Source organism: Pseudomonas sp. FG29 (assembly GCF_057809355.1).
The window spans coordinates 218925-245010 of sequence record NZ_JBMDJU010000004.1 but is presented as its reverse complement, the minus strand read 5'-3'; the positions used below and the strand labels follow the sequence as shown (position 1 = coordinate 245010).

The window sequence follows — 26086 nt, the reverse complement described above, 5'->3', positions numbered from 1 at the left end:
AACCTCATGAATCTGCGCAAGACCCTTTCCGCTATCGCCCTGTTCTGCACCCCGGCACTGGCCTTCGCCCACCCCGGTCATGGTGAATCGGGGCTGATGTCTGGCCTGGCCCACCCGGTATTCGGCCTGGATCACCTGCTGGCGATGTTCGCCGTCGGCCTGTGGGCCGCCCAACAGAGCGGCGCGGCGCGTTGGGCGCTGCCACTGACCTTCGTTGGCACCATGTTGATTGGCGGGCTGCTCGGCTTCTCCGGTGTGGAAATCCCGCTGATGGAAACCGGCATCGCCGGCTCGGTACTGGCTTTCGGCCTGTTGGTGGCCGTCGCCGCACGTCTGCCGATGGCGATATCGATTGGCCTGACCGCCCTCTTCGCCCTCAGCCATGGCGTCGCACATGGCCTGGAGTTGCCGGATCTGGCCAGCCCTTACGGCTACGCCGCCGGCTTCGTCATCGCCACCGCCGCCCTGCACGCCTTCGGCTACGCCCTGGTGCGCTTCCTACCCCAGGCCGCCGCACCGCTGGTGCGCCTCGCTGGCGCCGCCTCGGCACTGACCGGCGTCTGGTTGCTGGCCAGTTGAGCCCTGCCTGTCCGCCTCCCCAGGGAGGCGGACGCTCCGCTGGGTAAATCCTCGCCACAGGAGGATATCCCCAACCAGTAACAGCCGAGCCTGGTTACCCCCAACCTGCTCACAGAAACATGCACAGAATCTGAGGATAACTTTTCCCTCCTCACTCACGGCGGGCCAAAAAAGCTTGACATTGGCCTGAGTAGATCAGTTTCACGCTGCCGATCAAAAAACACCCAAAACGCCAGAGACCTTGAAATTACTGGCCTGCAGACAACCCCTAAAAGCTTATCCACAATTTGACCCACAGCTAACGGGGAAAACTCGGCGAACAGCTGAAAAAGCTCCACAAAAATGTCAAGCCCTTGTGAACAAAGGATTTTATCCGCTGCTCAAAAATCGATCATCCTCATGCAATGGCCTGTATTTAGGCGCTACATGAAGGAACCACCAGTTTATCCACAGGATTGCCCACAGCTCTCGGGGAAAACTTTTTCTCTTGATGCAACGACCTGCCTATGGCCCTGATGGAAACAATCTACGAGCGGCCTACCCACATCCCGGCTAGCCTCCTCTTTACCGCCAGATAAGGAAGCCCTGCCATGTCCCTCGACGATCTCCGCCAACTGCTCGCCAGCTATGCCTGTGGAACCTGCGGCATTGATACACGTCATTGATACAAGCCATTGACCCTTGGTCGCGCCGCGCCGTCTGGTTAACCTTGGCGTTTTTCGTCGAGGAGTCCCGGCATGTCCCTGCGCAGCATCTGTGTTTTCTGTGGCGCCAGCCCCGGTGCCAGCCCCGTCTATCGTGAAGCAGCCGAAGCGCTTGGCCAGCACCTGGCCGAGCGTGGCGTGCGCCTGATCTATGGCGGCGGCGCGGTCGGCCTGATGGGCGTCGTGGCCGATGCGGCGTTGAACGCTGGCGGCGAAGTCATCGGCATCATTCCGCAGAGCCTGGAGCGCGCCGAAATCGGCCACCGTGGCCTGACCTGCCTGGAAGTCGTGGACGGTATGCATGCACGCAAGGCGCGCATGGCCGAGCTGGCCGACGCTTTCATCGCCCTGCCCGGCGGGCTTGGCACCCTGGAAGAGCTGTTCGAGGTGTGGACCTGGGGCCAGCTCGGTTACCACGCCAAACCGCTGGGCCTGCTGGAGATCAACGGTTTCTACAGCAAGCTCGGCGACTTCCTCGACCACCTGGTGGCCGAGCGCTTCGTCCGTGCGCAACACCGCGAGATGCTGCAGATCGCCGATTCACCGCAGGCGCTGGTCGACGCGCTCGCCGCCTGGCGCCCGACCGTAGCGCCGAAGTGGGTGGACAGAACGCCGGCCTGATCCCGACAACGTGAAACGCGCCCGCTTCCGACGCGCGGCGCGATGCTGACGTGCGGCGAGAATGCTAGGCTCTGCGTCTTTCTTTCACACGGAAGCCTGACAATGGCCGGAAGCAGCCTGCTCGCCCTGATCGATGACATCAGCACGGTACTCGATGACGTCGCCACCATGACCAAGGTCGCCGCGCGCAAGACCGCCGGCGTACTCGGTGACGACCTGGCGCTCAATGCCCAGCAGGTCACTGGCGTCAGGGCGGATCGCGAATTGCCGGTGGTCTGGGCAGTGGCCAAGGGCTCGCTGATCAACAAGGCGATCCTGGTGCCGGCGGCACTGCTGATCAGCGCCGTCGCGCCCTGGCTGGTGGTGCCGCTGCTGATGTTCGGCGGCCTGTTCCTCTGCTACGAGGGCGCCGAAAAGCTGCTGCACAAGCTGCTCCATCGCCACGAGGACGACGGCAAGCAGGCCCACCTCGAAGCCCTGGCCAATCCCGAGGTGGATCTGGTCGCCTTCGAGCGCGACAAGATCCGTGGCGCAGTGCGCACCGACTTCATTCTGTCGGCGGAAATCATCGCCATCACCCTGGGCACCGTCGCCGCCGCCAGCTTCATCAACCAGGTGGTCGTGCTCAGCGGCATCGCGCTGGTGATGACCATTGGCGTTTACGGCCTGGTCGCCGGCATCGTCAAGCTGGATGACGCCGGGCTGTACCTCAGCCAACGCAGCAGCGCCTTCGCGCAAGCCTGCGGGCGCGGCATCCTGGCGCTGGCCCCCTGGCTGATGAAGGCGCTCTCGGTGGTCGGCACGGCCGCCATGTTCATGGTGGGCGGCGGTATTCTCAGCCACGGTCTGGCTCCGGTCGAAGCGGCCATCCATCACGCCAGCGAGTGGGTCGCAGTGGACGGCGGTCAGTGGCTCGCAGCCGTAGTGCCGACGTTGCTCAACGCCCTGCTGGGCATCGTCGCCGGCCTGATCAGCGTACCGCTGGTAAGCCTGGGTGCGCGCCTGTGGCAAGCGCTGCGCCCCGCCAAGGCAGACTGAATCGGTCATTTTTCAGCCAGTGTGCAGCGCGCCTTGACGGGCGCTGACGCGCACGACTTTCCCCAAGCTTATCCACAGCTTGCTCCACGGCTTTCGGGGATAAGCCCTGATTGCTCGCCTGCATCTGCCCGGCAATCTCTCATTCACCCCAACGCATTCATTTGCAAGGTTTTTCGGCTCGCCTGAAGACTAGCCACAGGCGCTGCACAAAAGCTGACCAGGCGCCCAGAAATGGCCAACGGCGGGCGCTGGGAAAGCCCATGCAGACCTTGCCCACAGAGTTATCCACAGATTTTCGGGATAAATGGACGTGGCGTTCGGTCGCACCCGCAACCGGGCAAAGCTGTGCGACTCTTTAATGACCTGACCGGAAACTCAGAATCTGGAGGCTTCACGATGTTACGCAATGTTGCTCTCATGGCCCTGCTCGGCCTGGCCAGCACCCCGATCTTCGCCGCCGACTGCTCGGTGGATGTCGAGGCGACCGACCAGATGACCTTCAACACCCAGGCCATCTCCGTCAGCAAGAGCTGCAAGACCTTCACCGTCAACCTCAAACACACCGGTGCACTGCCCAAGACCGCCATGGGCCACAACTGGGTACTGAGCAAGACCGCTGACATGCCCGGCATCGCCACCGACGGTATCCCCGCTGGCCCCGATGCCAGCTACCTGAAAGCCGGTGACGCTCGCGTGATCGCCCATACCGATCTGATCGGCGGTGGCGAGAGCAGCTCGGTAACCTTCGACGTGAGCAAGCTGGCTGCAGGCGAGGACTACAGCTTCTTCTGCTCCTTCCCCGGCCACTACTCGATGATGAAAGGCAGCGTGAAGCTGGTCGACTGAGTCATCCGCAAGGGCCTCGACCGAGGCCCTTCATTGCTATGCAAGCGGCAATACCGTGACCTGTACTTCCGGGTCGTGGCTGCCGCCCCCCAGGATCACCCCCCGCAGCGGCGACACATCGGAGAAATCCCGGCCCCAGGCCAGGGTGATGTGCTCCAGCGCCGGCCGCACGTTGTTGGTCGGGTCGAAATCCACCCAGCCCTGACGCGGGCAGTACAGCGAGATCCAGGCATGCGAGGCATCCGCACCGATCAGCCGTGGTTGGCCGGGTGGCGGCTGGGTCAGCAGGTAGCCGCTGACATAGCGGGCCGCCAGGCCGCGCGAACGCAGGCAGGCAAGCATCAGGTGGGCGAAGTCCTGGCAGACGCCGCGTTTATCTTCCAGCACCTGCAGCAGTGGCGTGGCCACCTGAGTGGCGCCGGCATCGAAACTGAACTCCTCGAAGATCTTCTGCATCAGCGCCTGGCCGGCCTGCAGCAACGGGCGACCAGGCGTGAAGCAGTCATCAGCGAAGTCGGCGAAGACCTGCTTGAGGCGTACGTAGGGTGACTCGAAGCGGTAGCGTGCCGCTTCCAGCAATGCCGGCTCCATACGCTGGCCGCTATAGCTGAGCGCCGCGCAGGCCGCCTCCCAATTCGGCGAATCGTCGAGGTCGAGCGCAGGGCGCGCCAGCACCTCGACACGCAGCCGCGCACTGACGCTGAGCGCCTCATGCGGGCGCTCGAACACCAGCCGCGTCAGCGGGTTGCCGAACACGTCCAGGCCGTCACGGCGCTGGCAGGGCTGCGGGTCGATACGCAGTTCCTTTTCCTGGCAGCGCTGCCAGGGGCACTCGCGCGGCCACAGGTGCGCCAGTTGCTGGGCCAGGGAAACCGGCGCCGAATAGCGGTAGTAGGTGTCGTGAAGAACTTGATAAAAGGCGCTGCTCATGAGGATTGCGTCCGTTGGCTGACATCGACATGAGCGAAGAAGCGCAGGCCAAGATGATCGGATACCGCGCCGGCGGCCTCGCTGATGGCCACCAGCAGATCGGCCAGGCCTTCGAGCACCGCACGGGTGCTGCCGGGGCCGAACAGCGGGTTTTCCAGACTGGCGAGGCTGAACGCGGCAAGCTGCTCTTCCAGATACGCCAGGTAGCGCTCGGCCGGCAGCTCGAAGCGCTCGTGCAACCCTTCCAGCGACCGCAGCAGGGTGCGCATCTGGAAGATCACCGCGTGCGGGTTCTGCTCGTCCAGCAGCAGCAGGTCGAGCACCGGAATCAACTGCGCCGAAGCGAGGTAACGGGTGCGGTAGGTGATGCTGCTGTTGCCCAGTTCCAACAGCCACTCCAGCGCCGACTGGTCGGTGGCCGAGCCGCTGCGCAGGAAGCCGGCGAAGCTGTCGCAAAGAAACTGCAGGCGCTCGATGTAGCGACCGAACATGAGAAAGCGCCAGCCGTCGTCGCGGGTCATGTCGTCGAGGGCGAAGCCCGACAGCGCTGCCAGCGACATCAGCAGGCGATTGAGGAAATCCAGCAGCTCGCCAAAGTCGGCCGGCTGACCTTCGAGCAACTGTGCCTCACGCTGCAGCTCGACCAGCGCCTGCCAGTTGGCCTGGGACAGCTTGCCGCGCACACTGCCGGCCGCCCACTGCAGACGCTGCAGATTGGCGCGCAGGCTGGCCGGCCAATCACCGCCCAGCAGCGCCTGCAACAGACGCGCCTCCAGCTCGCCCTCCTCCGGATCAGCCAGCAGGCCCAAGCTCTGGGCCAGCACCAAGGCGCTCTGCAGCGCCTGTGGATCATCGTCATCGTCGACGTAACGCGCCAACATGATGCGCAGTAGCCGTGCACTGCCCTCGCAGCGCTCGGCATAACGGCCGAACCAGAACAGGTTTTCCACTACCCGTGAGGGCAGGAAGGGGTCGCTGCGCACCAGGTCGGCGGTGCCCAGGGTGCGCTGCGTCTGCCAGGGCTCGCCGCCACTCTGCCGCGTACCAAGCACCCAGGTGTCCTTGCTGGCGCCACCGCGCTGCATCGACACCACCTCGGCGTCGGCCTCAGCAGCCACGCGGGTCAGGCCACCGGGCATGATTCGGTAGCCGTCGGCACTGGCCACAGCGAACACGCGCATGCCGATGGCGCGCGGCTGCAGCCCCGTGCCGTCCCACACTGGCGCCTGCGACAGCTTGGCCCGCGCCTGCGCCACGTAGGCGTAGGGGCGCTGCTTGAGGCGGGCCGCCAGCTTGGCGCGCTGCGCCTCATCCAGATCACGACCGAACACCGGGGCGAAACTCTGCGAGGGAAAGGCCGGGCGCACCAGCAATCCATCGAGTTTTTCCAGCGCCTCATCCAGCACCGGCGGCTCGCCGCACCACCAACTGGCGATGGACGGCAGCAGCAGTTCCTCGCCGAGCAGATGTTCGCTGATCGCGGGCAGGAAACCCGGCAGGCCAGGCGACTCCAGCACACCACTGCCCAGCGCGTTGGCCACAAGCACGCGGCCACGGCGCACCGCTTCAAGCAGGCCGGGCACGCCAAGGGCGGAATCGGTGCGCAGCTCCAGCGGGTCGCAGTAGTCATCGTCGAGACGGCGCAACACCGCATGCACGCGGCGCAGGCCGGCCAGGGTCTTGAGGTAGAGGGTGGCGTCGCGCACTGTCAGGTCGCTGCCTTCGACCAGCGGATAGCCGAGCTGACGCGCCAGGTACAGGTGCTCGAAGTAGCTCTCGTTGAAGCGCCCCGGCGTCAGCAACACCACCAGCGGCTTTTCCCCACCGCTCGGCGCCTGACGCGCCAGGGTGTCCTGCAGAGTGCGGAAGAAGCCGGCCAGGTACTGCACGCGCAGATCGCGGTACAGCTCGGGGAAGGCGCGCGAGACGATCTGCCGGTTCTCCAGCGCATAGCCGGCGCCGGACGGCGCCTGAGTACGGTCGGCGGTGACCCACCAACGCCCGTCCGGAGCGCGAGCCAGATCCACCGCATACAGGTGCAGCCAGGTGCCACCCGGCGCCTGCATGCCCTGGCACGGCCAGAGAAAATTGTTGTGGCCGAACACCAGTTCGGTCGGCAGCAGGCCTTCGGCGATCAGCTTCTGCGGGCCGTAGAGATCAGCCAGCACGCGATTGAGCAGGGTCGCGCGCTGGGCCACGCCGGCGGCGATCTGCTGCCACTCGTCCGCCGGGATCAGGTTGGGCAGCAGATCCAGCTCCCAAGGGCGATCCGCACCTTCCGGGTCGGCGTAGACGTTGTAGGTGACGCCATTTTCCTGGATCTGCCGGGCCAGCATGGCCTCGCGCTGCGCCAGGTGTTCCGGACGGCTGCGCGCCAGTTGCTCGTACAGGCGGCGCCAGTGCGGGCGCACGTTGCCCTTGGCATCGAGCAATTCGTGGTAGGCCCCGGCAGGGGGCGGGTAATCGGCTAACAGGTCGTGCATGGCAGGCTCGGCAGTGGCAAGGCAGCGTGACGCAGGTTGATGAACCGCACCCGTGGGAGGCGCTTCAGCGGCGACAGTGCGCGGCTAAAGCCCCTCCCACAGATGGAATCGACGTCAGACGCGACGCAGATCCAGGGTCATCGGCAGTTCATTATTGTCTATCGGTTGCAGTGCCGGGCGCTTGCCTGGGCTGTGGCCCAAGCGGAAGAAGCGCGCCAGGCGCCGGCTCTCGGCCTCGTAGGCGTTAACCGGCAGGCTGTCGTAGTTGCGACCGCCCGGATGGGCGACATGGTACTGGCAACCACCCAGTGAGCGCTGCATCCAGGTGTCGATGAGGTCGAACACCAGCGGCGCGTGCACACCGATGGTCGGTTGCAGGCAACTGGCCGGCTGCCAGGCGCGAAAACGCACGCCCCCGACGAACTCGCCGACCTTGCCGGTGGGCCGCATCGGCACCGGTACACCGTTGCAGGTCAGCACGTAGCGATCCGGCGCCATGCCGTTCACCTTCACCTGCATGCGCTCCAGCGACGAGTCGACGTAGCGCACCGTGCCGCCGACGGCGCCCTCCTCGCCCAGTACGTGCCAGGGCTCCAGCGCCTGCCGCAGCTCCAGGTCGATACCCTTGACCGCGAAGTCGCCAGCCTTGGGAAAGCGAAACTCGAAGTGCGGGGCGAACCACTCGCTGCGCAAGCGATAGCCGAAGCTGCCCAGCTCCTGCAGCACATCGGCGAAATCCTGCTCGACGAAGTGCGGCAGCAGATAGCGGTCGTGCAGCTCGGTGCCCCAGCGCACCAGCTTCGCCGGCTGATAGGGCTCCTGCCAGAAACGCGCGATCAGCGCGCGCAGGAGCAGTTGCTGAGCCAGGCTCATCTGCGCGTGCGGCGGCATCTCGAAGGCGCGCAACTCCAGCAAGCCGAGGCGGCCGCTGGCCGAGTCCGGCGAATACAGCTTGTCGATGCAGAACTCGGCACGGTGAGTGTTGCCGGTGACGTCCACCAGCAGGTTGCGCAGCAGCCGGTCGACCAGCCACGGCGGGCAGTCGCGGCCCGGCTCGGGCATCTGCGCGAAGGCGATTTCCAGCTCGTACAGCGCATCGTTGCGCGCCTCGTCGACGCGCGGCGCCTGCGAGGTCGGGCCGATAAACAAGCCGCTGAACAGGTAGGACAGCGACGGGTGGTTGTGCCAGTAGCTGATCAGGCTGCGCAACAGATCGGGGCGACGCAGGAAGGGCGAATCGCTCGGTGTCGCCCCGCCAAGGACGAAATGGTTGCCGCCGCCGGTGCCGGTGTGGCGGCCGTCGACCATGAATTTCTCGCTGGACAGGCGCGACTGACGCGCGGCCTCGTAGAGGAACTCGCAGCGCTCGACCAGTTCTTCCCAACTCGCCGACGGGTGGATATTCACCTCGATCACGCCCGGATCAGGGGTAACGCGAAAGTATTGCAGGCGCGGGTCGAGTGGCGGCTCGTAGCCCTCCATCAGCACCGGGCAGTTCAACTCGGCCGCCACCGCCTCGATGGCCGCGACCAGTTCCAGGTAGTCCTCCAGATGCGCCAACGGCGGCATGAACAGATACAGCCGGCCCTCGCGCGGCTCGGCGCACAGCGCGGTACGCACGATACCGGCCGCCGACTGCCCACTGGCCGGGCGCGCACTCTGCACGTTGGCACTGGCGCCACGCCACACGCCGCGCAACTGTCGCTGAACCTGCGCCGGGCTGGGCAACGGCGGCAGTGACTGGCTGGGGTCGACCGGGTTGATGTAGGGATAGTCGGCCTGGCTGACCCAGGGCAATGAATCCAGCGGCAGGCGATAACCGAGCGCCGAGTCGCCCGGCAACAGCCGGCAATGCTCGTCGCGCAGGAACCAGCGCCCGCTCTGCCAGCCGTCACCGACCACCTGGCGGGCCAGCGGCAGGACGTGACCGACGACCTTATCCAGCCCCTGACCGAACACCTTGCGCAGGCGCTCGCGCTCCAGCGGGTCGCTCAGGCGCGCGTCGTCGGGGGTGACGTTGTCCGGCAGCTTGCGCTCGCGCCACAGGTAGTAGAACCAGTCCTCATAGGCCGGGAAGACGTTGCCGCCATCCACGCCCAAACGCTCGGCCAGGGCGGCGAGGAAGCGCTCGGCGGTTGCGGCGGTGGCGCCATAGCCACGCTTCTCGTCGGCCAGCAGTTTCGGCTCATGCCACAACGGCTCACCGTCACGGCGCCAGAAGCAATTGAGCGACCAGCGCGGCAACTGCTCGCCCGGGTACCACTTGCCCTGGCCGAAGTGCACCAGCGCGGAGGGGGCGTAATGGTCGCGCAAGCGGTAGAACAGATCGGCAGCCAGGCGACGCTTGTTCGGCCCCAACGCCGCAGTGTTCCATTCGTCGTCATCGGGGTAGTCGAGGGCAACGAAGGTCGGCTCGCCGCCCATGGTCAGGCGTACGTCATGTTTCTGCAGATCCTCGTCGATCTGCCGGCCCAGCGTCTGAATCGCCTGCCACTGCGCCTCGCTGTAGGGTTTGGTGACGCGCGGCGCCTCCCACACCCGCTCGACGCTCATCAGGTGCTCGAATTCCACCTCGCACTCGTCCAGCCCACCGGTGATCGGCGCCGCCGAAGACGGCTCCGGGCTGCAGGCCAGCGGAATGTGGCCTTCACCGGCGAACAGGCCTGAAGTGGGGTCGAGGCCGATCCAGCCGGCGCCGGGCAGGTACACCTCGCACCAGGCGTGCAGGTCGGTGAAGTCCTGTTCGGTGCCGCTGGGGCCGTCGAGGGATTTGACGTCGGCGGTGAGCTGGATCAGGTAGCCGGAGACGAAACGCGCTGCCAGGCCCAGATGACGCAGCAACTGCACCAGCAGCCAGGCCGAGTCACGGCAGGAACCGGATGCCAGTTCCAGCGACTGCTCGGGCGTCTGCACGCCGGGCTCCATGCGGATCAGGTAGCGAATGTCGGTAGACAGGCGCTGGTTCAGCTCCACCAGGAAATCAATGCTGGGTACCGGCTCGCGAGAAATGTTCGCCAGGTACTTGGCGAACAACGGCGTGGCCGGCAGCTTGATCAGATAGGGCGCCAGCTCACGCTGCTCGCCCTCGGTGTAGGCGAAGGGAATGCGCTCGGCGTAGGGCTCGAGGAAGAAGTCGAAGGGGTTGAACACCGCCATCTCGGCGACCAGATCCACCTCGACCTTGAACTCGCGGGTCTTCTCCGGGAACACCAGGCGCGCCAGGTAGTTGCCCTGCGGATCCTGCTGCCAGTTGATGAAATGCTCACCTGGCTCGACCTTCAGCGCGTAGGAAAGGATGCGCGTGCGGCTATGTGGCGCCGGGCGCAGACGCACGACCTGCGGCCCAAGGTTGACCGCACGGTCGTAGCGGTAGTGGGTGACATGATGCAGCGCGACATGAATCGACACGGCGGCCTCCTGCTAGCCTGGACGATAAGCTGTGCCGCGCAAGACTTATGCCAGCGCGCGCGGCCGCTCACCATCGGCAGCCTGCGCCGCGCCATGCACCACAATCAGGCATCTCACGCACCACGCCCAGGACAATGCCCCAGCACGATGCATGCGCGCAATCGCTGCCCTCCTGTCATCGGCCTAGCCGCCCGCCTCATCATCTGGCAGCACGACCGCACCGTCTTCGCTACGCTCGACGGTGAATATGTCCGGGTGCCGACGCCGCATGTCACGCAGATAGGCCTCGTGTGCATCGATTGCCGCCTGTTGCCGCTGGATGCGCTCCAGCAGCGACTTGCGCTCGGCCAATACCTGCTGCAACTCCAGGCAGGTCTGCAGGGTTCCGCGCAACTCGTAGGCATCCCACGGTTTGGAGACGAAGCGGTAGATTTCCGCCTTGTTCACCGCCCGAACCAGTGACTCGCGATCACTGTCACCACTGAGCAGCAGGCGCAACGCATCAGGCTGCAATTGCCGAGCGAACTGCAAGAACGCAATGCCATCGAGCTCGGGCATGCGCAGATCCGAAAGGATCAGCTCGTACGCGTTGTGCGCCAGGGCCAGCAGCGCCTCCTGCGGCTCGCTGAAGGTATCGATCTGCCAGCCGGTGTCACGCAACTCCCGACACAGCGCCTTGAGCACGGCGGGTTCATCGTCCAGCAACAATAGACGTGCCATGGCATCACTCCTTGGCGACTTGTAATGCCGCGGCTTCGGGATCCCGCACGAACAGGGTATAGGAGGCCGACTCGATGCCTTCGAAGGCGATCAGCTTGCGAATCAGCAGTTCCGAGAGCACCTTGCCCTCGTTGAGCAACAGCATGCCGTTGTCGGCATGGAGGTTGCGCGCCAGCACCATGCCGGGTTCGAGCTGGCGTGTATCCACGGCACGTACCAGCGGGTCGCCCAGAGTGATGTCCGGCATGACCGAGGCGCAGATGTGGGTAAAGCGCTCGATCAGCTCGGGGTCATACAGGCGGCCGGCGTATTTGCCGATGAGCAGCAGCGCCTCGTCGCGATTCAGGCGCCGCTCCAGCACCAGCCCGCATTGCAGTTCGACGAAGTCGACGGCCAGCTTGAGCATGCGTGAGCCGAGGGGAATGTCGTTGCCTCGCAGGTGATCGGGGAAGCCCGAACCATCCCAGCGCTCCTGATGATGGCGGATGAGCTTGGCCGCATCGTGCAACGGCTCCAGCGCCATCAGCACCGACTCGCTCTGCGCTGGGTAGCGGCGGTAGAGATCACGGTCCTTGCCATGCATCAGATCGGCCGGGCTCACCAGGATCGAGTCGGGCAGGCTGAGCTTGCCGATGTTGTACAGCGCTGCGGCCATGCTCAGATCACGCGCCTGATCCTCCGGCATGCCCATGTCCGAGGCGAAGGCGCGGATGATGGCGATGATTTGCTGGTTGGTCTGCTTCTCGCGCGGTAGGCGCTGGTTGACCAGCAGCGAGAACACTTCAGTGCTCAGCACATAGCTGCGGCGCAACTCGTCATAGGCCAGATCGAGCATGTCGGCCGTCTGCTGCAGCTCTGCGGTACGCGCCTGTACGCGTTTCTCCAGGCCCTCGTTGAGTGCGACCAGTTGCCTGTTCTGCTCCTGCGTCAGTTGCTGCAAGCGCTCACGTTCGCGCTCGGCGAACTGGAAGGCCAAGGCCTGGCGGATGGCCAACATCAGCTCTTCATCGTTCCAGGGCTTGCTCAGGTAGCGATAGATCTGCCCCTCGTTGATCGCCGTGGTGATGGTCTGGATATCGGCATAGCCGGTGAGCAGGATGCTCATGCACTGCGGGCTGCGCTTGTGGATCTCGGCCAGCAGGGTGGCGCCGTCCATGCCCGGCATGCGGGCATCGGAAACCACCAGATCGAATGGCTGCTCCTCGAACAGTTGCAGCGCCTGTGCGCCGCCGTTGGCCATCACCAGATCGTAGGGCTGGCCGCGCAGCAGGCGTCGCAGGCTGTTGAGGATATTCTCCTCGTCGTCGACCAACAGCACGCGCGGGCGCGGCGGACTTGCTTGCGATTCGGACATGATGTGCGCTCCAGATGCTCAATGAACCTGCCGGATCGGTAGACGGATGGTGAATCGGGAACCCTGGCCCAGCTCACTGCTGACGGTAAGACTGCCGCCGTGCTTCTCGACGATGCTGAACGACAACGCGAGCCCAAGCCCCGTCCCCTTGCCAACCGGCTTGGTAGTGAAGAAGGGATCGAATATCTGCGCCAGGTGCTGCGCCGCTATGCCGCAGCCGTTGTCGCTCACCTGGATCAGCACATCGTCGGCGCAACGCTCGGTGTGAATGACGATGCGCCCATCGTGCTCGATGGCCTGGGCGGCATTGACCAGCAGGTTCATGACCACCTGGTTGATCTGCGCGGGAATGCACTCGACCAAGGGCAGCTCGGCAAACTCGCAGATCACTTCGGCCTTGTACTTCACCTCGTTGTTGACCACGTTCAGCGTGCTACGAATGCCCTCATGCAGATCGGCCATGACGAACACCTCATCGCTGCTGTGGGAGAAGTCCCGCAACGAGGAAATGATGCGTTTGACCCGCTCGACGCCTTCGGTCGACTCGCTGAGCAGGCCATTGATGTCATCGCGGATGAAGTCGTAATCGAACTGCTGCTTCAATCGCTGCAACTCCAGGCCACCCCACTCGCTCATCTGATCCACCAGTTGCAACAATTGCTGAACGTAACCGGCCAGGGTCTTCAGGTTGCTGGCGACGAAGCCCACCGGGTTGTTGATTTCATGCGCCACGCCTGCAGCCAATTGACCGATGGCGGCCATTTTCTCGGACTGCAACAACTGCCGATTGGCGGCTTGCAACTTGCCGCTCAACTCGCTGAGTTCGTCATGCTTGCGACTCAGTGCCATCAGCGCCTGCTGCAGCTCCGGACTGGCGGCGGCACGGCTGTTGTCGAATATGGCCAGGCCCAGTATCAGGGCACCGCTCGTGGATATGACCGGGAACAGCAGCGTGGCCTGCAGCATCGGCAGCGGCGTGCACTGACCATCGTCCGGTAGCGTGCTGAGCAGGATCAGGTACGGCTGGTCGCGCCAGACCGTCTGCACCGGCTGCCGTTCGCTGCAGACCCTATTGAACAACTCGTGCCAGTGCGGTGTATCGACTTCCGGAAATGCCTCGGCCAGGCGCATGCCTGCGACGTCGGAGAGGTCACGACTGCAGCGCTGCACGATGAAGGGGTTGCAGTAGAGGATGCGCTGCACGGTATCCAGAAGCAGAAAACCCGCCGGGATCTGCTCCACCGCCGCGATCATCTGTTGCTGCAAGACCGTTGAGTCCATTGCGCCACTCCTGATGTCACAGAGCCTAAGCTAAGTGTAGATAGCCCCTGAACAAGCGACGGATATTTGGTGTCAAAATGCCTTCATCCGTGCGAGCACATTCGCTCACTGGAGAAACCATGCAGGCCACCGCTCCCCTGGCACGCTACCAAATGACCTTCGAGGACGGTGGCGCTGCGACCCTGAACATCCCCTCGCACCCCTCGGGCGAGCCGCCTGATTGGGCACGCCTGGAACATTGCCAGTGCCGCAATTGCCCACTGCACGCAGCGCAAAGCCCGTTCTGTCCGTTTGCCCTGGCCCTGGTCACCCCCCTGCATGAACTGGCGGGTCGCCAGTCGTTCGACCAGGTGCACGTGTGCATCGACTGGAATGGCCGTCACCTGGAGCAATCGAGCACCCTGCAACGCGTGCTCAGTTCGGTCATCGGCCTGGTCGGCGCCACTTCTGGCTGTCCCCATACACGCCTGCTCTCGCCCATGGCGCACTTCCATCAACCCTTCAGTGGTGCGGCCGAAACCCTCTTCCGTGCCCTGGGCACCTACCTCATGGGGCAGTTGCTACGCCAGCAGAACGGCCTGTCGGCGCGCTACGACCTGGAAGGGCTGATGGAGATTTACCGGGCCCTGCGCGAAGTCAACCTGGGCATGGCCGAGCGCCTGAGATCGGCGACCCGCGCCGAACAGGGGATAAACGGAATCGTCCTGCTGGATGTGTTGGCCGCGGAAGCCCTGGAATACATGGAGTCGCCGCAAAGCAGCTTCGGTGAATTGTTCGCGGCGTACCTGAGCGACGATGTCGCCGAACCGGATCAGGACTCGACCGGCTGACGCGTGGGCAGGACGATGCGAAAGCAGGCGCCGCCATTGGGCGGCGTGCTGACACTCAGCACGCCGTGATGGCGTTCGATGATGTTGTAGGACACGGACAGGCCAAGCCCCGTACCCTTGCCGACCGGCTTGGTGGTGAAGAACGGCTCGAAGATGCGCCGCATCAGATGCTCGGGAACGCCCGGCCCATCGTCCTCGATCTCGACGAAGACGTTTTCGCCCAGCGTTCCGGTACGCAGGGTGATGGTGCCGTGCTGGACGATGGCCTGCGCGGCGTTGACGATCAGGTTGAGAAACACCTGGTTGATCTGCGAAGCGATGCATTGCACCGGCGGCAGCTCGCCGTACTGCTTGACCACCTGAGCCTTGAACTTGACCTCGTTCCAGATCACGTTGAGCGTACTGTCCAGCCCCTGGTGCAAATCGGCGAACTGCCACTCGCCGTTGTCCACATGGGAAAAATCCCGCAGATCCTTGACGATGCGTTTGACCCGCTCCAAGCCTTCGCACGACTCGCCCAGCAGCACCGGCGTATCTTCCCGCAGGAAGGCGTAGTCGGCCATCTGCCCCAACGCATTGCAGGCCTGGATCAGTTCGGCATTGCCCGAGGCCTGTACCTGAGCCTGCAAGCCATCGACCAACCCCATCAATTGATCGAGGTAGCCTCGCAGGCTGTTGAGGTTGGAATACACGAAGCCCACGGGGTTGTTGATCTCATGGGCGACGCCGGCAGCCAGTTGCCCGATGGCTGCCATCTTTTCCGATTGCAGCAACTGTGCCTGGGCCTCTTCCAACCGGCGGATCAGCTGGGCCTGTTGCTCCTTCTCGACCTCCAGCAGGGCATTGAGACGTTCCAGCTCCTGCTGCCGCGCAGCCGTGTCGGTGGCATCGGCCACCGTGATGCAGGCGGCTCTGGGTTCCCCTTGGCCATCGTGCAACGGGAAGAAGGTGCAGTTCTGGTACATGCTCGACAACTGGCTGGTGATCGGCCGGGTACCCCCGAAGGGAAACAGGTGCGGCCGTTGCTGCCAGGAGGTGAAGGCCAGGTTGCGTAGCGTCAGGACGCCACGCACCTTCTGCCGTAGCCAGCGCTCGGGCAAATCCGGAAACAGCTCGAACAGTGAACGGCCCACGGCCTCATCCGCCAAGCGCCCACTGTGGATGACCATGAAACGGTTCCAGAACAGCACGCGACAATCCGCATCGACCACCAGCACGCCCAGGTTGATGTTTTCCAGAACCGCTTCCAGCCCTGCGCCGTGCAAGCCAAGGGCATCCATTTCAAAGCTCGCTCAAGAGTCGGTCGATCACGGCCAGGACACTGCCTACCGTGTCCTCCGAGATGCACAGCAGCAGATCACAGCTGAATTGGCAGGCCTGAACCTCGAAACGAATCTCCATGACCAGGGCCCGGTGACTCTGCAAGGCTCTTTCGCTCATGGCCTGCTTGAACGAGGTGTGCCGGGAGAAGACCGACGGCGCGCCATAGCTGACAGGGATGTCGAACTGTTGCGCCAGGCTGTTGATGCAGGCACCGCTGAGAATGTTGGTGACATCCAGCATCAGCTCCTCACGTTGCTGGATGCTGTGTTCGTCATAGCCCATCAGCTCTGCCAACTGGTCTGCGCCATGGCAGCCAAAGCAGACGAAGGCTTCCCCGCGCACCTGCCCCAGGAACGACTGACGGGTGACATCCACATCGATGTCCTCTGCCATCACCTCGGGAAGCTGGGTATCGCTGAGGCTGGCCACGCTATGAATGCGCGGTACTGACAAGACGACGAAGGTGTCGGTCAAACAGGCCAACTGGTCGGCCGCCTGCCCCATGGCAACGTTCATCAGTTCCTGTAACGCGTCACGCTGATCTTCGCTGAGCCTGTCCATCAGAGCACCCCGATTTCATGCAGAGTGGCCATCATCGCCTCACTGGAGATCGGTTTCTTGATGAACGCCGCAGCGCCCAATTCGATCACCCGCTGGCGAGCCTGGGGCTGAATGTCGGCACTGACCACGATCACCACGGCATTGGCATCGAGCCGATGCAAACGCTCGAGCGTCTCGAAGCCATCCATCACCGGCATGGTCAGATCGAGAAAAATGATCTCCGCCAAGCCTGCCGCATAGGCCGCCAACGCCTCTTCACCGTTGGCCGCCTGGCTCACCTCAGCGCTGAGCGCATCGGGTAATGCCTTGAGTAGAAGTTTTCGGGAGAGACTGGAATCATCCGCGATGAGCACTTTCATATACGCTCCTGAGACGCAGAGAGGGTTATGTAAGAGCGTAGCCCAGCGCCATCGATGCACAGGCACCCATCACGCCAAGTAGCCTAATGCCAGTATGGTTCATCTGCGGATAAACGCCGCATGAGGCAACTCGGCTGACGCGTCAGAAGACCGCTATCCGGACAAAGACCAGCCCTCAGGCGCGTTCATAAGGGCGGTTACAGTCAGGACACTGGCTCCTCATGAGGCTCACGGCTTGATAGCAGGCATGGCAGGATCAAGACGGTTCGGCGTTACACCTCAGCCTCTTTTACAGCCTCCCTCCACAGGTTGGCCGCAATCGCACCCAAAACGGATTTTGAACACAGCCAGATCGACATCCTTCACCACGTTAAGGCATCGTTACGGCCAATTTGCTGTGATCGGCTTCTGCTCTAGACTGCTATCTACCCATGCAAGGACGTAGGTCATGCCCCGCCCCACCCCACTATTGCTCTGCCTCAGCATCCTGCTCTGCCCCTTGATGTCTTCAGCCCGAGCAGACGATCCCTTGCTTGATTCACTGACGAACAGCACTCCATCGTCGGCCGAGCGCCAGGTACGCGGCGTACTGCGCGCGCGTGATCAAGCCGTGCTCTCCAGTGAGTTGGCCGGGCGCATCATCGAAATGCCTTACGCGGATGGGCAGAAGTTCACCAAGGGCGACGTGCTGGTGCGTTTCGATTGCAGCGCCTATCAGGCACAGCTGAATGCCGCCCAGGCCGCCACACGTGCCACCCGCGAGGAGCTCAACAACAAGAAGCAACTGGCCGCACTCAACTCGGTCGGACGCTTCGAGGTCGCCCTGGCGGAAGCGCGCCAGGCACAGGCTCAGGCCGAAACCCAGGTGTACCAGGTGCAGGTCAAGCGTTGCAGCGTCCTGGCCCCCTTCGACGGACGCGTGGTGCAGCGCCGCGCACAACCGCACGAGAGCGTCGCCAGCGGCGCTCCGTTACTGGACGTGGTGAACAATGCCACGCTGGAGATCTACCTGCTGGTGCCGTCCAGCTGGCTCAGCCGGATTCAACCCGGACAGACCTTCGACTTCACCCCGGACGAGACCGGCAAGCCCCTCAAGGCCGAAGTCAAACGTCTGGGTGCCCGTATCGATGAAGGCAGCCAGACCCTGCTGCTGATCGGTACGCTGCCCGGCGATGCCACCGGCCTGCTGGCCGGCATGAGCGGTACCGCACAGTTTCAGGTGAACGAATGAACGCGCCGCTGCCCGGAAACGCAGAGCGCGTTTTCGCGCAGTTCCTCGGCATCGAACGGCAGGCCCGTCAGGCCAACAGCGTCGAGCACCTGGCCTTCGCCATGGTCAACGATAGCCAGCCACTGTTTGGTTTCCGCCATGCCGCACTGCTGGTCGCCGGCAAGGTACAAGCGCTTACCGGCATCAGCGTGGTCGAAGCGAATGCACCGTTCGTCGCCTTCGTCGAGCGCGCTGCCGGAGGGCTGCTGAGGGAAGGGCTGCTCGATACCAGCGGCAATATCGACCCGGCCTACCTAGACGAACAAACGCGAACCGATTGGAACAGCCTCTCCGCCCCCTGCGCCTACTGGCTCGCCCTGAAGAACCGTGCCAACGAGACTTTTGGCGGACTCTGGCTGGCCCGTGACCAGCCTTTCAACGAAGCGGAACAGGCACTGCTGGGACAACTGGCCGACACCTACGCCCATGCCTGGCTGGCACTGCAACCGCGCAAACCCTGGCGCATGCGCTGGCCACGCAAGAAGCTGCTGGCCATCGCCGCAGCCGCCTCGCTACTGCTGCTGATGCCAGTGCGCCAGTCGGTACTCGCGCCTGCTGAAGTGGTGCCGCTGGGTGGGCGTGTCGTGGCGGCCCCGCTGGACGGGGTCATCGCCGAATTCCTGGTCAAACCCAACCAGCGCGTGGCAACCGGGGACGTACTGGTACGCTTCGACGCCACCACGCTGAAAGCCCAGGCCGATGTCGCCGAGCGCGCGCTGGGCGTCGCCGAAGCCGAACTGCGCGCCAACAGCCAGCGCGCCTTCGCTGACGCCGAGTCCAATGCCCGCCTGGATCTGCTGGCCGCGCGCGTCGAGCAGAAGCGCGCCGAGCGCGACTATGCCCAGCAGTTGCTGGCACGCAGTGAAGTGCGCGCAGAACGCGACGGAATCGCGGTGTTTGCCGATGCCGAACGACTGACCGGCAAACCCGTACAGACCGGCGAACGACTGATGCAAATTGCCGACCCGAGCCAGGCCGAACTGCGCATCGAGTTGCCCGTTGGCGATGCCATCGCTCTGCAGCCTGGGGCCGAAGTAGCCTTGTTTCTCGACAGCGACCCGGTTAATCGTCACGCGGCCACCCTGGAACGCTCGGCCTATGAGGCACAGACCACCGCCGCCGGCCAGTTGGCTTACCGCCTGGATGCACGCTTCGTCGATGCACCACCGCGCATCGGCCTGCGTGGTACCGCCAAACTGTTCGGTGGGCGAGCCCCACTGGTCTATTACCTGCTGCGCCGGCCGCTGGCCGCCGCTCGCCAGAGCCTGGGTTTCTAATGCTGCCTGCCCTGCGCTCGGATCTGCAGCTGTCGCCGGCCGCTCCCGGCCTCGACGGCGCACCCCAATGGACGTTGGCCGACCCGCTACGCGGCCGTTATTTCAAGCTTGGCGCAGCGGCCGTGCGTCTGTTACGCCATTGGACGCTGGGCGACCCTCAGCGTGTCCTGGCCGCAGCCAATGCCGAGCCTGGTGCGCCCCTCGGCCCGAGCGAACTCGAAGGCATGCTCAGCTTTCTCAGCCAACACGACCTGATCGCGGCGCTGGATGAGAAACAGCGTGCCAGCTATGCGCTGAAGGCGGGGGCGCAACGCCAGAGCCTGTGGAAGCGCGTCCTGCATCAATACCTGTTTTTCCGTATTCCATTGTGGCGGCCCGACCCTTTTCTCAATCGCGCCTGGCCCGTGCTCGAGCGCCATGGCTCCTGGTTGCTGCGCTGGGGGCTGCCGTTGGTTTTCGTGCTGGGCGTATTTCTGGTGATGCGCGATTGGCAGCGTTTTCTCGCCACCTTCCCTCATCTGTTCAGCCTGGGCGGTGCGCTGGCCTTTGGGGTGGCACTGACCTTCGCCAAGCTCTGTCACGAGTTTGGTCATGCCTTCATGGCCAAACGCGCGGGGTGTCGAGTGCAGAGCATGGGCCTGGCCTTCATGGTGATGCTGCCGATGTTCTACACCGACGTCAGCGATGCCTGGCGGGTACAGGATCGCCGCTCCCGTCTGCTCATCGGCGCTGGCGGGGTAATGGCTGAACTGCTACTGGCGGTGCTGGCGTTGCTGGCCTGGTCGCTACTGCCAGATGGCCCGGCACGCACCGCCGCGTTCATGCTGGCCAGCGCCACCTGGGTCACCACCCTGGTGATCAACCTCAACCCCTTCATGCGCTTTGACGGTTATTTCCTGACCAGCGACTTGTGGGGCGTGGACAACCTGCAGAACCGTGCCTTCGCCCTGTGTCGCTGGCGCCTGCGCGAGGCGCTGTTCGGCTATGGCGAGCCAGCGCCGGAGCCGTGGTCGCCGGCCATGACACGGCGCCTGCTGATCTGGGGTTATGGTTCCTGGATATGGCGGGCGATCCTGTTCTTCGGTATTGCCCTGACGGTTTACCACCTGTTCTTCAAGGTACTGGGCATCGTCCTCATGCTGGTGGAACTGGTGTGGTTCATCGGCCTGCCGGTCTGGAAGGAGCTCGGCGAATGGTGGAAGCGCCGCGACCAGGCCGACCCGCGCAAGGTACTGCTGGTCGGCGCGGCATTGGGAATGATGCTACTGGTGCTGCTGGTACCCTGGCGCAGCTCGGTAGAGATACCCACGCTACTCGAAGCCTCACGCACCAGCGCACTGCATGCTCCCGTCGCGGCGCGCCTTAAAGCCGTGCACGTCACCGATGGGCAGAGCGTCGAAAGCGGGCAGTTGCTGCTCGAGCTCGACTCTCCGGATCTGGACTCACGCTTGAGCATCGTGCGCCGCGAAATCGACATACTGCAGCTTCAGCTACGCCGACAATCGGCACGCAGCGAAACGGCAGCCGATGCCGGCATCCTCGAACAAAGGCTGGCCGAGGCCGTGGCCGAATACCGTGGCCTGGCCGCCCAGCGTGAGCGCTTGCAACTACGTGCGCCGCAGGCCGGAGTCGTGCGCGACCTGCAGCGCGACCTGAGCGTGAACCGCTGGCTGCATCCGGCCGAACCACTGGCGCGCATCGTCGAACCGGGATTACGCCTGCGCGGCTACCTCGCCGAAGAAAACCTCTGGCGGATCGAACCTGGCAGCGAAGGACGTTTCATCACCGACGACCCGGCACGTCCGGCGCTGAAAGTGCGACTGGACGAAGTGGACGCCACCGGCGTCGCCTACCTGGAACTGGAGGCGCTCAGCTCCGACCACGGCGGCCCTATCGCCGTGCGCCGCGATGCCCAGCACCGCGCCGAGCCCACGCAAGCCCAGTATGGCGTGCGCCTGACGCTGCTCGATGGTGACCTCCATCCCGACCACCCCCTGCGTGGCATGGTGGTGCTCGATGGTGAGCGGCAGTCGCTGCTGGGTGCCGCCTGGCGCAGGATCGCTGCACTTGGTGTGCGCGAAAGTGGTTTCTAAGACAAGGATGTAACATGAGCCCGGACGCTTTGCCTCGCTGCTCCCGACTACCATTGACGCCTCAGCTACCGGCCTTGCTGGAGGCCCTCGGCAAGATTCCCGAGGCGGCCTGGCATTACCACTTCAACACGGGCTACTACGAGGGTGAGTGGAGCGGTATCGCGCTGATCACCCCCGAGGACGCCCCCCTGCCCCTCGCGCCAGGGTGCGGTGTGCCCGTGGCAAGTAGCTGGTGGCAAGCTGAAGCAGCCTGGCATGCCGTGCTCGCGCTGTTCCAGACCACCATCCGCAGTGCACGGCTTCTGCGCCTGGGTGCTGGCGCTCGCATTCACGAGCACCGCGACCCTGATCTCGGCCAGCCCGGTGGCGATCTGCGCTTGCACGTGCCGCTTCTCAGCCCTCCTGACGTGGAGTTTCTCGTCGATGGCCTGCGGGTGCCCATGAAAGCAGGCGAGTGCTGGTTCATCGACCTGTCCCGACCGCACCGGGTGGACAATCCCGGTTCCGGTGCGCGCGTGCACCTGGTGCTGGATTGTCAGCCCAATGCCTGGTTGCTGGAGCTGTTGCGCCAAGGCATGAGCGATACCCCCGAGCTTTCACCAGGCAGAGCCGGGTTGGCCTTTGCCACTTTCCGCGATCACGTGACGGGCGATCCGAAGCTGGCTGAACGCTTGCGCACGATCACCGACCCGCAGCTTTTCTGTGAAACGGTCGTTCGCCTGGGCCACGAACAGGGGCTGGAGTTTTCCGCAGCGGACGTAAAAGGCGCCATGCGCCAGGGAAAACGGACATGGAACGAGCAATGGCGCGCATGACTCCCGAGCAGGACTTCCATGGCTGGTTACCGATCCGTGTCTGGCAGGTCGATGGCCAATGGTGTGTCGACTGGTGCTGGTTCGGCGATCAACGGCTGACCCAGCCATTCTTCCGCGATGATGTCGAGCGTGCTCTGCGGCTGCCATTCAACCAGGCATTTCGCCGCAAAACCGGGCTGGATGCCTTGCGTCAGTGGCATATCGCCCGGCCCGGCCTTACCCCCAACGCCCTGATCTTCCACGCCTCGCGCTGCGGCTCGACACTGATGGCACAGATGCTGGCCGCCTTACCGGACAGCATCGTGCTCTCCGAGCCGCCACCACTGGATAGCCTGTTGCGCGCCGAGCGCATTGATCCCAGCCTGGCCGGGCAACTGCAGGATCACGTGGCAGCCCTGCTATCGGCCTATGGCCAGCCTAGGCAGGGCAACGAGCAGCGTCTGTTCGTCAAACTGGATGCCTGGAACCTGTTCGAAGCCTCCCTGCTGGCAGCGCTTTACCCTCAGGTACCGCGCATCTTTCTCTATCGCGATCCGCTGGAAATCGCCGTGTCGCAGCTACGCCAGCCCGGCATGCATTGCGTACCCGGCCTACTCGGCGCCACCGGCCTGGATGCGCCCGCCGGTGCACAGCAGAATCTGTCCAGGTCGGCCTACGCCTGCCGCGTCATAGGCCGAACGCTCGAGGCGGGCCTGGAGCTTTGCAGGCGCCATGGCGGCATACCGGTCAACTACTGCGAATTACCAGAAGCTGCCTGGGGTCGACTGGCCGCTCCCCTGGCGATCAACGAGGCGGATATCGCGCTCATGCAAGCTGCTGCGCAGCTAGATGCCAAAAATCCCGGAATGACCTTTAGTGCGGACAGCGAGCAGAAGCGACGGGCGGCAAGTGCAGAACTTCAAGCAGACATCGTGCAATGGGCGTCAGGGCCTTACGCAGAGCTGGAAAAGCTGCGTCTTGAACCTATGTCTGTACGGTAAATGCCGCGTCATACGGGCGTTTGGAAAAAGTTCCCACCGTTCGTAAGGAAATAGTGGCGTTTTTACACCCCCGATCTATATTCACTCGTGTGCGCAAGCAGCGCCCGACCAGTTCAAGCCCACGCCAGTTATCTCAAATCTGGCGCGCAAGGAAGCTTCATACCGTGCCCACATCTGAAGTGACTCTCCGCCCCATCGAGGATGCCGACCTGGCGTTTCTGCGGAGGCTTTATGGCACCACACGTGCCCACGAGCTGGAGCATACAAGCTGGGATCATGCCACTCGTGAGCGTTTCGTCGACCAACAGTTCAACTCACAGCGCGCCTATTACCAGGCTCACTACCCCGATGCAGAGCAATACGTCATCGAGGTCTCTGGCAAGTCCATAGGACGCGCCTACCTGCTGTGGACCGATACTCATCTGCAAATTATCGATCTGACTCTGCTGCCCGAGGCCTGTGGCCGCGGTATCGGCTCAGAGCTATTGGGACGCTTCCTTGAACGGGCCGACAGCGAGGGGCTCAGTGCGGGGATGCACGTGGAGTCCTACAACCCTGCTCAGCGCCTCTACTTTCGCCATGGTTTCGAGGTGGTCGGGGAAAACGGCGTGTACCTGAAGTTGCGCCGCAACCCGCGCGGTCAGCAAATCACCGCCGCACTGTCATTGCATGCAGCCTTGCCGTCCTGAGGAGCCAGACCATGTATCCCATGCCGTCCTACACACTGCTTTCCGAGGCTGTCGGCCAGTCCTTCCACCTCTGGCTGTCGCCGGAACAGGTGTTGCCCGTCGAACTGCTCGGTGTGGAGGAAGGTATCGCCATGACACCTCGCCATCACTGCTACCACGCCCACTTCGTATTGCCCCCGCAGTACAGCCTGCAACAGGACGTGTACCGCCTGGGCCTACCCGGAGAAGAGGGCTGGGCGCTGCTGCTGACCCCCTGCCTTCCCATCGAGGATGGGCGCCACGTCGTCCAGGCCGTGTTTCACACGGATCGCCCTGCATAACCCATAACAACAAGCATGCATGCGCGGCTTAGTCGTTAAGACGCGCCAAACCAGAGCCAGAGGAGAGTCAACACATGGAGCCTTTTATCGGTGAGATCAAGATGTTCGGCGGCAATTTTGCACCCCGTGGCTACGCGTTCTGCATGGGCCAGAGCATGGCGATTGCGCAGAACACCGCACTGTTTTCCCTGTTGGGCACCACCTACGGCGGGAATGGCCAGACCACCTTTGGCCTGCCGGATCTGCGCGGCCGCTCGCCGGTCGGCCAGTCCCAGGGACCCGGCCTTTCGCCGATCAATCTGGGCGAGCTCGGCGGGGCGGAGACCGTGACCCTGCTGCAGACCCAGATGCCCATGCACACCCACCTTGCGTCCGGCACCAGCACGATCTCCGCCGCTGGCACACCGACCAACCCGGCACTAGTTCCGAGCTCGACCAACTCCGTTCTGGGTGGCTCCGCAGGCGGCTCGGCTTCGGCGGCGGCGATCTGGTCGAGCGCGATGTCGAACCCGGTCCCGTTGACCAACCCCAGCACCGTGAACGTGACGGTGCAAATCGCTGGCGGTAGCCAGCCGGTGGCCATCCGTAATCCTTACATCGGGATCAACTTCATCATCGCGCTGGACGGCATCTTCCCCTCGCGCAACTGAGGCACTCGATCCGCCGGTGCCCTGCGGCGCCGGCGGCTCCTTGGCCCCGTATCACTGACAGGCAGACGTACACGCAGACCATGACCCATCCATCACCCGCCTATCACTTCATCTCGGGGCTGCCACGCTCGGGATCCACGCTGCTGGCGGCGCTGCTGCGGCAGAACCCGCGCTTTCACGCCGGCATGACCAGCCCGGTGGGCAGCTTCTTCTCCGCCCTGCTCAAGCAATTCGGCGCCGAGAGCGAGTTTGGCCCGGTGGTGACCCAGGAGCAGCGTAAGCGTTTGCTGGCAGGCCTGTTCAGCAACTACTACGCTGATCTGGCCGAGCGGGACGTGATCTTCGACACCAATCGCCTGTGGTGCGCACGCCTGCCAGCCCTACTGGATTTGTTTCCCCAGGCCAAGGTGATTGCCTGCGTGCGCAACGTCGCCTGGGTGATGGACAGCATTGAGCGACTCTACCGCGCCAACCCATACGAGATCACCAAGCTGTTCAACGACGACAACGAGCGTAACACCGTCTACAGCAGGGTCGAGACCCTGGCACAGCGCAACCGCCTGGTGGGTTTGCCCTGGTCGGCGCTCAAGGATGCCTATTACGGCGAGCACGCCCGCTCCCTGCTACTGGTGGACTATGACCTGCTGGTGGCTACGCCCGAGCGAGTACTACGCCTGATCTACGAGTTCCTCGGCGAGCACTGGTTCGAGCATGACTTCGAGCATGTTGAGTACGACGCCCCTGAGTTCGACCAGGCCCTAGGCCTGCGCGGGCTACACAAGGTGCGACCCAAAGTAGAAGTGGCGACACGGCGCACCCTGCTGCCGCCGGATCTGTTCGAGCAATACTCACAACTGGATTTCTGGAAGGACTCGCGCAACAGCGAGGCCCATGTGATCAGGACCTCCCGGGACGCCCGGGCCCTGGAACAAGAACGCAACTGAGCACCCGCCGA

23 protein-coding genes are annotated in these 26086 nt (G+C 63.9%); 14 read left to right on the top strand and 9 right to left on the bottom strand.

The features are described from left to right. Positions 1-6: 6 nt before the first annotated feature. The 4 genes from ACODS1_RS07695 to azu all read left to right on the top strand — a co-directional run bounded on the left by ACODS1_RS07695 (position 7) and on the right by azu (position 3788). On the top strand, positions 7-579 hold the full coding sequence (locus tag ACODS1_RS07695) for a HupE/UreJ family protein (protein WP_489085160.1): 573 nt from the start codon (positions 7-9) through the stop codon (positions 577-579). Positions 580-1316: 737 nt separating this feature from the next. Then, positions 1317-1904: a cytokinin riboside 5'-monophosphate phosphoribohydrolase gene (locus ACODS1_RS07690; protein ID WP_322979735.1), complete on the top strand. Its 588-nt coding sequence runs from the start codon at positions 1317-1319 to the stop codon at positions 1902-1904. 102 nt (positions 1905-2006) lie between these two features. After that, positions 2007-2942: a DUF808 domain-containing protein gene (locus ACODS1_RS07685; RefSeq protein WP_489085159.1), complete on the top strand. Its 936-nt coding sequence runs from the start codon at positions 2007-2009 to the stop codon at positions 2940-2942. A 396-nt stretch (positions 2943-3338) separates the two neighbouring features. Continuing rightward, positions 3339-3788, top strand: a complete 450-nt coding sequence (azu, locus tag ACODS1_RS07680; RefSeq protein WP_489085158.1) for an azurin — start codon at positions 3339-3341, stop codon at positions 3786-3788. Positions 3789-3824: 36 nt separating this feature from the next. Here azu and ACODS1_RS07675 read toward each other — a convergent pair whose 3' ends face one another. From ACODS1_RS07675 to ACODS1_RS07650, 6 genes are all read right to left on the bottom strand, one after another. Beyond that, complete coding sequence (locus ACODS1_RS07675; RefSeq protein WP_489085157.1) at positions 3825-4718, bottom strand: transglutaminase family protein; 894 nt, start codon at positions 4716-4718, stop codon at positions 3825-3827. Beyond that, positions 4715-7201 (bottom strand): circularly permuted type 2 ATP-grasp protein, encoded by a 2487-nt coding sequence (locus ACODS1_RS07670; RefSeq protein ID WP_489085156.1) that lies wholly within the window; start codon positions 7199-7201, stop codon positions 4715-4717. The genes ACODS1_RS07675 and ACODS1_RS07670 overlap by 4 nt, the downstream gene beginning before the upstream one ends. Positions 7202-7315: 114 nt before the next feature. Further along, positions 7316-10609, bottom strand: coding sequence for a transglutaminase family protein (locus tag ACODS1_RS07665; RefSeq protein WP_489085155.1), 3294 nt, complete (start codon positions 10607-10609; stop codon positions 7316-7318). 183 nt (positions 10610-10792) lie between these two features. Beyond that, entirely contained in the window at positions 10793-11329 is a 537-nt protein-coding gene (locus ACODS1_RS07660; protein WP_322979741.1) for a response regulator, read from the bottom strand. Positions 11330-11333: 4 nt separating this feature from the next. Continuing rightward, positions 11334-12683 (bottom strand): response regulator c-di-GMP phosphodiesterase, NosR family, encoded by a 1350-nt coding sequence (gene nosR / locus ACODS1_RS07655; RefSeq protein ID WP_489085154.1) that lies wholly within the window; start codon positions 12681-12683, stop codon positions 11334-11336. Between the two features lie 18 nt (positions 12684-12701). Beyond that, the gene (locus ACODS1_RS07650; RefSeq protein WP_489085153.1) at positions 12702-13964 is read right to left on the bottom strand and encodes an ATP-binding protein; all 1263 of its coding nucleotides are present in this window, start codon (positions 13962-13964) and stop codon (positions 12702-12704) included. Between the two features lie 119 nt (positions 13965-14083). Between ACODS1_RS07650 and ACODS1_RS07645 the strand changes: the two genes are divergently transcribed. Beyond that, entirely contained in the window at positions 14084-14794 is a 711-nt protein-coding gene (locus ACODS1_RS07645; protein WP_322979744.1) for a DUF6901 family protein, read from the top strand. Here ACODS1_RS07645 and ACODS1_RS07640 read toward each other — a convergent pair. The 3 genes from ACODS1_RS07640 to ACODS1_RS07630 are packed head-to-tail and all read right to left on the bottom strand — an operon-like array spanning position 14776 to position 17037. Continuing rightward, entirely contained in the window at positions 14776-16074 is a 1299-nt protein-coding gene (locus tag ACODS1_RS07640) for an ATP-binding protein (protein WP_489085152.1), read from the bottom strand. The genes ACODS1_RS07645 and ACODS1_RS07640 overlap by 19 nt on opposite strands. Position 16075: 1 nt before the next feature. Continuing rightward, a complete protein-coding gene (locus ACODS1_RS07635) occupies positions 16076-16678 on the bottom strand; it encodes a chemotaxis protein CheC (protein ID WP_489085151.1) in 603 nt (200 codons plus the stop codon). After that, entirely contained in the window at positions 16678-17037 is a 360-nt protein-coding gene (locus ACODS1_RS07630; RefSeq protein ID WP_322979747.1) for a response regulator, read from the bottom strand. Before ACODS1_RS07630 ends, ACODS1_RS07635 begins: the two co-directional genes overlap by 1 nt. A 448-nt stretch (positions 17038-17485) precedes the next feature. Between ACODS1_RS07630 and ACODS1_RS07625 the strand changes: the two genes are divergently transcribed. From ACODS1_RS07625 to ACODS1_RS07585, 9 genes are all read left to right on the top strand, one after another. Then, positions 17486-18268, top strand: coding sequence for an efflux RND transporter periplasmic adaptor subunit (locus ACODS1_RS07625; RefSeq protein ID WP_489085150.1), 783 nt, complete (start codon positions 17486-17488; stop codon positions 18266-18268). Beyond that, complete coding sequence (locus ACODS1_RS07620) at positions 18265-19584, top strand: efflux RND transporter periplasmic adaptor subunit (RefSeq protein ID WP_489085149.1); 1320 nt, start codon at positions 18265-18267, stop codon at positions 19582-19584. Before ACODS1_RS07625 ends, ACODS1_RS07620 begins: the two co-directional genes overlap by 4 nt. Continuing rightward, the gene (locus ACODS1_RS07615) at positions 19584-21677 is read left to right on the top strand and encodes an efflux RND transporter periplasmic adaptor subunit (protein WP_489085148.1); all 2094 of its coding nucleotides are present in this window, start codon (positions 19584-19586) and stop codon (positions 21675-21677) included. Before ACODS1_RS07620 ends, ACODS1_RS07615 begins: the two co-directional genes overlap by 1 nt. 14 nt (positions 21678-21691) lie before the next feature. Next, a complete protein-coding gene (locus ACODS1_RS07610; protein ID WP_489085147.1) occupies positions 21692-22492 on the top strand; it encodes an aspartyl/asparaginyl beta-hydroxylase domain-containing protein in 801 nt (266 codons plus the stop codon). Further along, positions 22468-23472: a sulfotransferase family protein gene (locus ACODS1_RS07605; protein WP_489085146.1), complete on the top strand. Its 1005-nt coding sequence runs from the start codon at positions 22468-22470 to the stop codon at positions 23470-23472. The genes ACODS1_RS07610 and ACODS1_RS07605 overlap by 25 nt, the downstream gene beginning before the upstream one ends. Positions 23473-23636: 164 nt before the next feature. Further along, positions 23637-24161, top strand: coding sequence for a GNAT family N-acetyltransferase (locus ACODS1_RS07600; RefSeq protein WP_489085145.1), 525 nt, complete (start codon positions 23637-23639; stop codon positions 24159-24161). 11 nt (positions 24162-24172) lie between these two features. Then, positions 24173-24481 (top strand): DUF6916 family protein, encoded by a 309-nt coding sequence (locus ACODS1_RS07595; RefSeq protein ID WP_489085144.1) that lies wholly within the window; start codon positions 24173-24175, stop codon positions 24479-24481. A gap of 74 nt (positions 24482-24555) precedes the next feature. Then, entirely contained in the window at positions 24556-25131 is a 576-nt protein-coding gene (locus ACODS1_RS07590) for a phage tail protein (RefSeq protein WP_489085143.1), read from the top strand. A gap of 80 nt (positions 25132-25211) precedes the next feature. Then, positions 25212-26075, top strand: a complete 864-nt coding sequence (locus ACODS1_RS07585; protein WP_489085142.1) for a sulfotransferase — start codon at positions 25212-25214, stop codon at positions 26073-26075. Positions 26076-26086: the final 11 nt, after the last annotated feature.